This is a genomic window from Nafulsella turpanensis ZLM-10 (genome assembly GCF_000346615.1).
GTDB classification, from domain to species: Bacteria; Bacteroidota; Bacteroidia; order Cytophagales; family Cyclobacteriaceae; genus Nafulsella; species Nafulsella turpanensis.
This window is the reverse complement of record NZ_ANNU01000073.1, coordinates 20,880-28,280: the sequence shown is the minus strand read 5'-3', so window position 1 is coordinate 28,280 and position 7,401 is coordinate 20,880. Positions and strand designations below refer to the sequence as shown.

7 protein-coding genes are annotated in these 7,401 nt (G+C 49.3%); 1 reads left to right on the top strand and 6 read right to left on the bottom strand.

The window, feature by feature from the left end; all coding sequences use genetic code 11:
- Window positions 1-107 precede the first annotated feature (107 nt).
- Window positions 108-491 carry a hypothetical protein gene (locus F752_RS24845; protein WP_017733842.1) on the top strand — a complete coding sequence of 128 codons (384 nt, stop codon included), beginning with the start codon at window positions 108-110 and terminating at the stop codon, window positions 489-491.
- Between the two features lie 26 nt (window positions 492-517).
- Here the strand turns inward: F752_RS24845 and F752_RS0121650 are convergent, their stop codons facing one another.
- The 6 genes from F752_RS0121650 to F752_RS0121625 all read right to left on the bottom strand — a co-directional run bounded on the left by F752_RS0121650 (window position 518) and on the right by F752_RS0121625 (window position 7,344).
- Window positions 518-2,056: a YifB family Mg chelatase-like AAA ATPase gene (locus F752_RS0121650; RefSeq protein ID WP_017733841.1), complete on the bottom strand. Its 1,539-nt coding sequence runs from the start codon at window positions 2,054-2,056 to the stop codon at window positions 518-520.
- The gene (gene lpcA, locus F752_RS0121645) at window positions 2,057-2,635 is read right to left on the bottom strand and encodes a D-sedoheptulose 7-phosphate isomerase (RefSeq protein WP_017733840.1); all 579 of its coding nucleotides are present in this window, start codon (window positions 2,633-2,635) and stop codon (window positions 2,057-2,059) included. It lies immediately after the preceding gene.
- Between the two features lie 5 nt (window positions 2,636-2,640).
- The gene (locus F752_RS0121640; protein WP_026135911.1) at window positions 2,641-3,045 is read right to left on the bottom strand and encodes a hypothetical protein; all 405 of its coding nucleotides are present in this window, start codon (window positions 3,043-3,045) and stop codon (window positions 2,641-2,643) included.
- Window positions 3,046-3,108: 63 nt separating this feature from the next.
- Window positions 3,109-4,941 (bottom strand): ABC transporter ATP-binding protein, encoded by a 1,833-nt coding sequence (locus F752_RS0121635; protein WP_017733838.1) that lies wholly within the window; start codon window positions 4,939-4,941, stop codon window positions 3,109-3,111.
- A gap of 97 nt (window positions 4,942-5,038) precedes the next feature.
- Window positions 5,039-5,644 carry a trimeric intracellular cation channel family protein gene (locus F752_RS0121630; RefSeq protein WP_017733837.1) on the bottom strand — a complete coding sequence of 202 codons (606 nt, stop codon included), beginning with the start codon at window positions 5,642-5,644 and terminating at the stop codon, window positions 5,039-5,041.
- A 2-nt stretch (window positions 5,645-5,646) separates the two neighbouring features.
- Window positions 5,647-7,344 carry a hypothetical protein gene (locus F752_RS0121625; protein WP_236614053.1) on the bottom strand — a complete coding sequence of 566 codons (1,698 nt, stop codon included), beginning with the start codon at window positions 7,342-7,344 and terminating at the stop codon, window positions 5,647-5,649.
- Window positions 7,345-7,401 lie beyond the last annotated feature (57 nt).

The window sequence follows — 7,401 nt, the reverse complement described above, 5'->3', positions numbered from 1 at the left end:
CCCTGTAAATCAAGATATTACAAGTGTAATGAAGGCGATTCACCAACTATTTTTGGCAATTAAATCTAAAGTATAAGTTCAGCTTTGCCCCCTCCCCCTACCGGGAAATGGCCCATGGCTACCTTGGCGATAATGCCCTTGAAAGCCTATTCCTCGACTACAACGCCCATACTTACTGGCTCAGCATTCCGGCCAATCGCCTCCTGCTGAAAGATAAGCTTCCCGGCTGGTTTGCGCTGTCTGTTGGCTACAGTGCCAATGGCATGTTTGGGGAATTTGAAAACAGGCGCTACTACAGGGGAGAACCCATTCCGCCTAGCGAGCGCTACCGGCAGTTCCTGCTATCGGCCGATATTGACTGGGCCCGGATTCCAACCGAAAGTAAATTTCTAAAGACTCTTTTTAAAGGAATGACCTTTATCAAGCTCCCGTTTCCCGCGCTCGAACTAAACAGCAAAGGGGAGTTTAGGGTGTATGGATTGTACTACTGAAGCCCTAATTCTCCTCCTCTCAGTAATTAACCCGCCCAGCCTTCTCTGTCGAGACTGCGGTATTGAATGGCTTCGGCCAGGTGCTCGATTTTAATGTCGTCGGAGTCGGAGAGGTCAGCAATGGTGCGGCTTACTTTAAGAATGCGGTCATAAGCACGAGCGGAAAGACCAAGCCGCTCCATAGCGGTTTTGAGCAGCTTTTTGCCGGCATCGTTTATCTGGCAGACTTCCTTGACCATTTGAGAAGGCATAAGGGCATTAGAGTGCACCTCCGGGTACTTCTTAAATCTTTCCTGCTGCCTTTTCCTGGCCAGCATTACCCGCTCCCGGATATCCAGACTGCTTTCTGACTTCCGATTGGCGGTCATTTCGTCGAAAGAGACGGGGGTTACTTCTACATGCAGGTCAATTCTGTCGAGCAGCGGTCCGCTTACTTTGTTGAGGTAGCGCTGCACAATGCCGGGACCACATACGCATTCCTTTTCCGGGTGATTGTAATAGCCGCAGGGGCAGGGATTCATGCTGGCCACCAGCATAAAGTTGGCAGGAAAATCGACCGACACTTTTGCACGGGAAATAGTCACCCGCCGCTCTTCCAGGGGTTGGCGCATCACCTCGAGCACCGTTCTTTTGAACTCCGGCAGCTCATCTAAAAACAGTACGCCATTATGTGCCAGGGAAATCTCTCCAGGCTGCGGATTACCGCCGCCTCCTACCAGCGCCACATCCGAAATAGTATGGTGGGGCGATCGATAAGGACGGCGGGCCACCAGCGAGGCATTGCCACCGAGTTTACCGGCTACGGAATGAATTTTGGTGGTTTCGAGTGCTTCCTGCAGGCTCAGGGGCGGCAGAATGCTGGGCAGGCGTTTGGCCAGCATGGTTTTTCCCGCACCCGGTGGGCCAATCATGATGACATTGTGCCCGCCAGCCGCGGCAATTTCCATGGCTCGTTTTATGTTTTCCTGCCCCTGTACATCGGCAAAATCGGCATCGAACTCATCGAGCTTACTGAAGAAGATATCACGGGTATCGTACTGCAGCGGCGCTATCTGCTCTTTTCCTTCGAAGAAATCAACTGCTTGCTTAATACTCGTAACACCAATAACATCAATATTATTAACGATGGCGGCCTCCGAGGCATTTTCTTCAGGCAGCACAAAACCTTTAAAGCCCTGTTTCCGGGCTTCAATGGCAATAGGCAATACTCCCTTGATAGGCCGCAGACTGCCATCTAAAGCAAGCTCTCCCATAATGATGTACCTGTCCAGCTCCGGCGCTTTTAGCTGGTCAGATGCCTGCAGAATGCCCAGTGCAATAGGAAGATCGTAGGCCGATCCTTCCTTTTTAATATCGGCCGGCGCCATATTAATCACCACCTTCTGGCGAGGCATTTTATAGCCATACTGCTTAATAGCCGACTCTACCCGCTGCTCACTTTCTTTTACGGCATTATCGGGCAAACCTACCATAAAGAAGCGGGTTCCCTGCCCTACACTTACCTCTATGGTAATCAGAACCGCATTAACCCCATATACCGCACTGCCAAAAGTTTTTGCAAGCATCTACTGCACGAATTTTTCTATCAGATAAATAAAAATATGAATTACCTTAATGTGGATTTCCTGCACCCTATCGGCATAGCCATTATGGGGAACGCGGATTTCAGCATCGGCCAGGTAGGCTAATTTGCCGCCCCCTTTGCCGGTAAGCGCCACTACCTGCATACCCCTGGCTTTGGCAGCTTCTGCAGCGTTAAGTACGTTTTGAGAGTTACCACTGGTACTGATGGCCAGCAGTACATCGCCCGGACGGCCAAGCCCTTCAATAAAGCGGGAGAAGACCTGATCATAACCGAAATCATTGGCCACACAGCTTATATAGCTGGGATCAGAAATGGCAATAGCCGGAAACGGACGACGTGTTTCGCGGAAACGGCCGGTGAGCTCTTCGGCAAAGTGCATGGCATCGCAATGAGAACCGCCATTGCCACAGCTGATAATTTTGCCTCCGTTTTTCAGGGAAACCGCCATTATACTCGCCCCCTTGTGGATACGCTGAAGGTTTTGCGGGTTACTTAAAAAATTCTCCAGCACATGAGCCGCCTCCTTCAGGTGGCCCTTTATCACATCTACTGCTTCCATCTTTTTTATAATTGTGAAGAGCTGTCTTCTTTGCCAGAACCCGGCTGGTCTTTGCTTCTTAGAGACTTGTTGAAAGCCTCCAGCTTCTGTTCTGTCTCCTCCTCTTCTCTACGACGGTTTTCAATTTCTAACTTGCGCTCTTCTTCAATGTCGTACAAACGGGCCTTTACCGCATTATAATCTCCCTCCAGCTTTTTATTCTGCCTGTGCAGGCTGCTTACATATAAGCTTCCAGCGAGCATAAGACCCGCCAGCAGCACCAGGCTCACCAAAATCCACAACTGCAGATAATCAATCAGCTTGATGAGGTTAAAGGTGTTAAAGAGGGTTTCGTCGTTCAGGAGAAAGAAAATGGTCAACACTATGTAGATAATGCTGACTACAATAAGTGTGGTTCTTAATTTTTTCATAACAATAATAAGGTAAACCTAAATATGTAATCTAAATAGCAGAAAAATGTTAGAAATTGATGCTTAAACCGATTGCATCAGCGTAAGCTTTTTATAAAGCCCTTCTCTTTCCAGCAGGCTTGAATGGCTTCCTCTTTCCACTATTCTTCCTTTCTCCACGACCACAATTTCATCGGCATGCTGTATGGTGCTCAGGCGGTGAGCAATTACAATAGATGTCCTGTTCTTCATCAGGTTCGTTAAAGCTTCCTGCACCAGGTATTCCGACTCAGAATCGAGGGCCGAAGTGGCCTCGTCCAGAATAAGAATCGGCGGGTTTTTGAGTACTGCCCGCGCAATGCTAAGCCGCTGCCGCTGGCCACCTGAAAGTCTGCCGCCCCGTTCGCCAATCAGCGTCTGGTAACCCTGCTCCATATCCATAATAAAATCATGGGCATTCGCTATTCTGGCCGCCCTTATTACCGCCTCTTCGCTCGCCTCTGGCAGCCCAAAGGCGATATTATTAAAAATCGTATCATTAAACAAGATGCTCTCCTGCGTTACGATGCCCATAAGGCTTCGCAAAGACTCCACCTCGTAAGCCGGCAGCGGTTTTCCGTCGAGCAAAACTTCGCCCTGTGTAGGATCATAAAAGCGGGGAATTAAATCGGCCAGCGTGGATTTACCGCCGCCGGAAGGCCCTACCAGTGCGACCGTTTTCCCTTTTTCTATTCGAAGGCTAATGTTTTTCAGTACTTTCTCTTCCTCATAAGCAAAAGAAACCGCTTTCAGCTCAATGGCTTCTTTAAATTCCTTTACCGGCACCGCATTGGGGCTGTTGGTGATGGCAGAATGGGTATCGATAACGGCAAAAATACGCTCCCCGGAAGCCAGCCCCCGCTGAATACTGGTAAATGATTTGGAAATGGCCTTCGCCGGTTGTAGCACCTGTGTAAAAATGGCGATGTAGGTAATAAAGTCTGGCCCGTCCAGCTCCGACTGCCCGTTCAGCACCAGGTAGCCTCCATACAGCAGAATACCCACCACAAAAAATACTCCCAGAAACTCCGAGAGCGGCGAAGCTAGTTCATTTCGCTTGGCCATATGGATATTGACATCGCCATAATGGTCTACCTCCTGCCCGAACCTGCCCGCCACAAAGGTGCGGGCGGTAAAAGCCTTGACAACCCGCATGCCACCAAGGGTTTCGTCAAGAATGTTCACAATCCTGCCCAGGCTTTCCTGGCTTTCAGTGGCTTTCCGTTTCAGGCGCTTGGCGATACCGGATATCATCCAGCCTGAAATGGGCAGCACCAGAATGGTAAACAAGGTCAGCTCTACGGAGAAAGCAAAGAGCATGATGAAGTAAACAATGATAGTAGCCGGCTCCCGGAATATCACCGTCAGGGAATTGACGATGGAGCCCTCCACCTGCTGCACGTCATTGGTAATCCTCGACATGATATCGCCCTTGCGCTCATTGGTAAAATACCCTATATGCAGGCTACTCACCTTATCGAAAATCGTTTTCCGCAGTTTGGTTACGGAGTTGGTACGAATGTACGCCAGCTCTACATTTGAGAGGTACTTAAAGAGGTTCGAGAATAAAGATGAGATGAGGATAATACCACAAACGTACATAAGGGCCGTAAAAGAGCCCAGCTCGGTTTTCCACCGGATCAGGTAAAAGTAGAACCAGTGCTTTACGTACTCCAGGTTAAAATCTACGGCCGGCTTTTGGCTGTAGATTTCCAGGTCGGACGCCTCTAGCTGCCCTAACAGTACCTCCAGCATGGGCGCAATTAAAGTAAGGGTAGCCAGACTGAAAAAGATGGAGAGAAGGGTAAAAAGAATATATTTAGGAACCCTTATACCTAAGGGCTTTGCAAAAGATATTAATCTGAAATATGTATTCATTCCGTACCGCTAATTAACTGCAAGTTACGGCAAATTAAGGGAATGCTAAATTCCTTCCGCAACTGTAACCCCAAACTACATGGCTATTGGCCTTTGCTTACTTGAGGGCAGGTAGTTTAAAGTCGAACTTAATAGAAACAATCCGTAAAGTAATGATAAACAGAATGGTGATGGTATAATTGAGTGGCAGATTTAAGCCTAGGTACTCCAGCCCCAGAAAAACACAGCCTCCACTCAGACACACCGTGGCATAAAGTTCTGTAGGCCTGAAAATGATGGGAATATCGTTACAAAGGGTATCCCTGATAACGCCTCCAAAAACGGCCGAAATAGTCCCCATCATAACAGCAAAAACCGGCTCTACTCCTGCCATCAGCGCCTTTGAAAGCCCTAACACGGTAAATACCCCTATACCGATGGTATCGAAAAGGGAGAGGGTACGCTTTAGCTTTAATACATTCCCTTTAAATAATACTGTGCAAACCACCCCTGCCAGAATGACCCATAGATAATTTACATCCTGCATCCAGCCCACCGGGTGGATACCCAGGAGCAAATCGCGAACGGTACCACCACCAATGGCTGTTACAAACCCAATTACGGTCGCACCCATTAAATCCAGCCGCTTATCGGCCGCCGTTAGCGTACCACTAATGGCAAACACAAAGGTTCCCACCAGGTCGAGGATGTAGAGAATTTCCATTTTCAGAAGAGATAATCACGTGGAGCAATGTTCCAGCGCAGCCCGAGCATGGTGATACTGCTGCTTGAGCCCTCTTCCGGCAGGGCACTCTCCTGCTGGCGGAAAGTCTGGTGCAACTCCAGAAACAGGCGGTGTGCCGGCATGTATGAAAGTACAAAATCGGCTCGCTGCACTTTGGTAGCAATTCCCTGCCCAATGGTATTGCCAGTGTCCTGCTCGCGGGTGATATAGCTTTTAAAGATGTTGCCCCCAAAGTTAACTCCAGCCGGGTCTCGTCCATAATCGGCCTGCATCAGCCTTCCCGTCATAAGCCAGCGGCCCGCAGGCTGATAGCGGAGAATGGCCAGCTTTTCGTCGAAATTAGCACCCAGCGGGTGAGCCAGCGGCTGCGAGTAATGGGTGTAATTGGTGTAGTCGGTTTTGTGGGCATAAGTAAAAGGTCGCACCCTGTTCCACTCCAGCTGCAGGTCGAGGTTAGGCAGGCCCAATACATCTACATATTTACCACCCAGCTGCAGGGCCCATTTATTACCCCACCATCCATTATTTTGCCGGTACGCACTTAATAAAAACTCATCGAGCACCAGCTGCCCGTATAGCTGAAAGTGGCGCAGAAAGTTCCATTTCGCGTCCATCCCCAGCAGGGCATTATCTTCGCTGCCGCCATACTGCTCTACGGCCCGGTAAAAAATAACCGGGTTCAGGTACTCCAGCTCTATTCCGTTGCTGGTACTATCGCCGGAAATGATGGCCTCAAACAGCCCAATATTAAAATCATCTGTGATATTAAAACTCAGGTGGTGCAGCGCCATAAACTTTTTCGGAGCACCCTGGTTCAGTGACCCGCCAGTTGAAGCAGGAGCATCGCCTCTCAGCTGCGCAAAAAGGTTGGTGTAGTTAAACCGCCACACCTTTGTCTGCACCTTTAAAAACGGATAGGAATTGCCATAATCCGATAGAACCAGGGAGCGCACACCATTGCCGATAAAGAAGCGGTCCTGTCCGAACTGTACACCAATATGCTCCGTTGCCCTCACACTCACATAGGCGCGGGCGGAAAAAAAATCAACTCCGTTTTCTTTAAAGTTCTTCCAGAATGCCTCGCCCGGTACCGCCCGCCGTTCCCGTATATTTTCCCGCACATATACTGGAAAAACCGCCTGGTTTTCGGCCAGAAAGGTATATATCCCTACCCTGTCGTCGATGGTAGCACTCAACTCTACCCCCCGGGTGTTGAGGTAAGGCCTTACCTCGCTCTCACTTTCAATACCTGCCATCAGGTGCAGCACAGGGTTCACATGCAACTGAAAGTCTTCCTTTTCGACATGTAAGAAATCGGGACTGGCACGATAGAAGTACTTTAGAAGTGGTTTTTGCGCTACCTCAGCCGCCTCTGTCCATTCCCAGTTATCGTTCAGCAGGTACTGCAGGTTAAAGCGATCTGCCCGGCTCAGGTCATAGTCTGCACTGGCGAGCTGCTCTTCGGCAAAGCGGGCAATGGCCTGCCGCCCTATGGGTTTAAAGCTGGTAAAAAAAGTCGAAGAAAATGAGCCCTGCCTGAGCTCGTAACGGTCCAGCAAATGATAATAGCCAGGGTCCTGCGGTGCCCAAACGCTCTGCGCCAGCAGCAGTGCAGGCGACAGAAAGCCAAACACTGTTAACATTCCTTTCCTGCAACTCAGCTTAAACCTTCTTTTCATAAATTCACTTAATCAGCTATACCCTTTCAGCCATATCGGCTGTTAATTTAAGGGTAA

Coding starts and splice junctions, on each gene's coding strand:
- F752_RS0121625 (WP_236614053.1), bottom strand. CDS start 7,344: ATGAAAAGAAGGTTTAAGCTGAGTTGCAGGAAAGGAATGTTAACAGTG.
- F752_RS0121635 (WP_017733838.1), bottom strand. CDS start 4,941: ATGAATACATATTTCAGATTAATATCTTTTGCAAAGCCCTTAGGTATA.
- lpcA (WP_017733840.1), bottom strand. CDS start 2,635: ATGGAAGCAGTAGATGTGATAAAGGGCCACCTGAAGGAGGCGGCTCAT.
- F752_RS24845 (WP_017733842.1), top strand. CDS start 108: ATGGCCCATGGCTACCTTGGCGATAATGCCCTTGAAAGCCTATTCCTC.
- F752_RS0121650 (WP_017733841.1), bottom strand. CDS start 2,056: ATGCTTGCAAAAACTTTTGGCAGTGCGGTATATGGGGTTAATGCGGTT.
- F752_RS0121630 (WP_017733837.1), bottom strand. CDS start 5,644: ATGGAAATTCTCTACATCCTCGACCTGGTGGGAACCTTTGTGTTTGCC.
- F752_RS0121640 (WP_026135911.1), bottom strand. CDS start 3,045: ATGAAAAAATTAAGAACCACACTTATTGTAGTCAGCATTATCTACATA.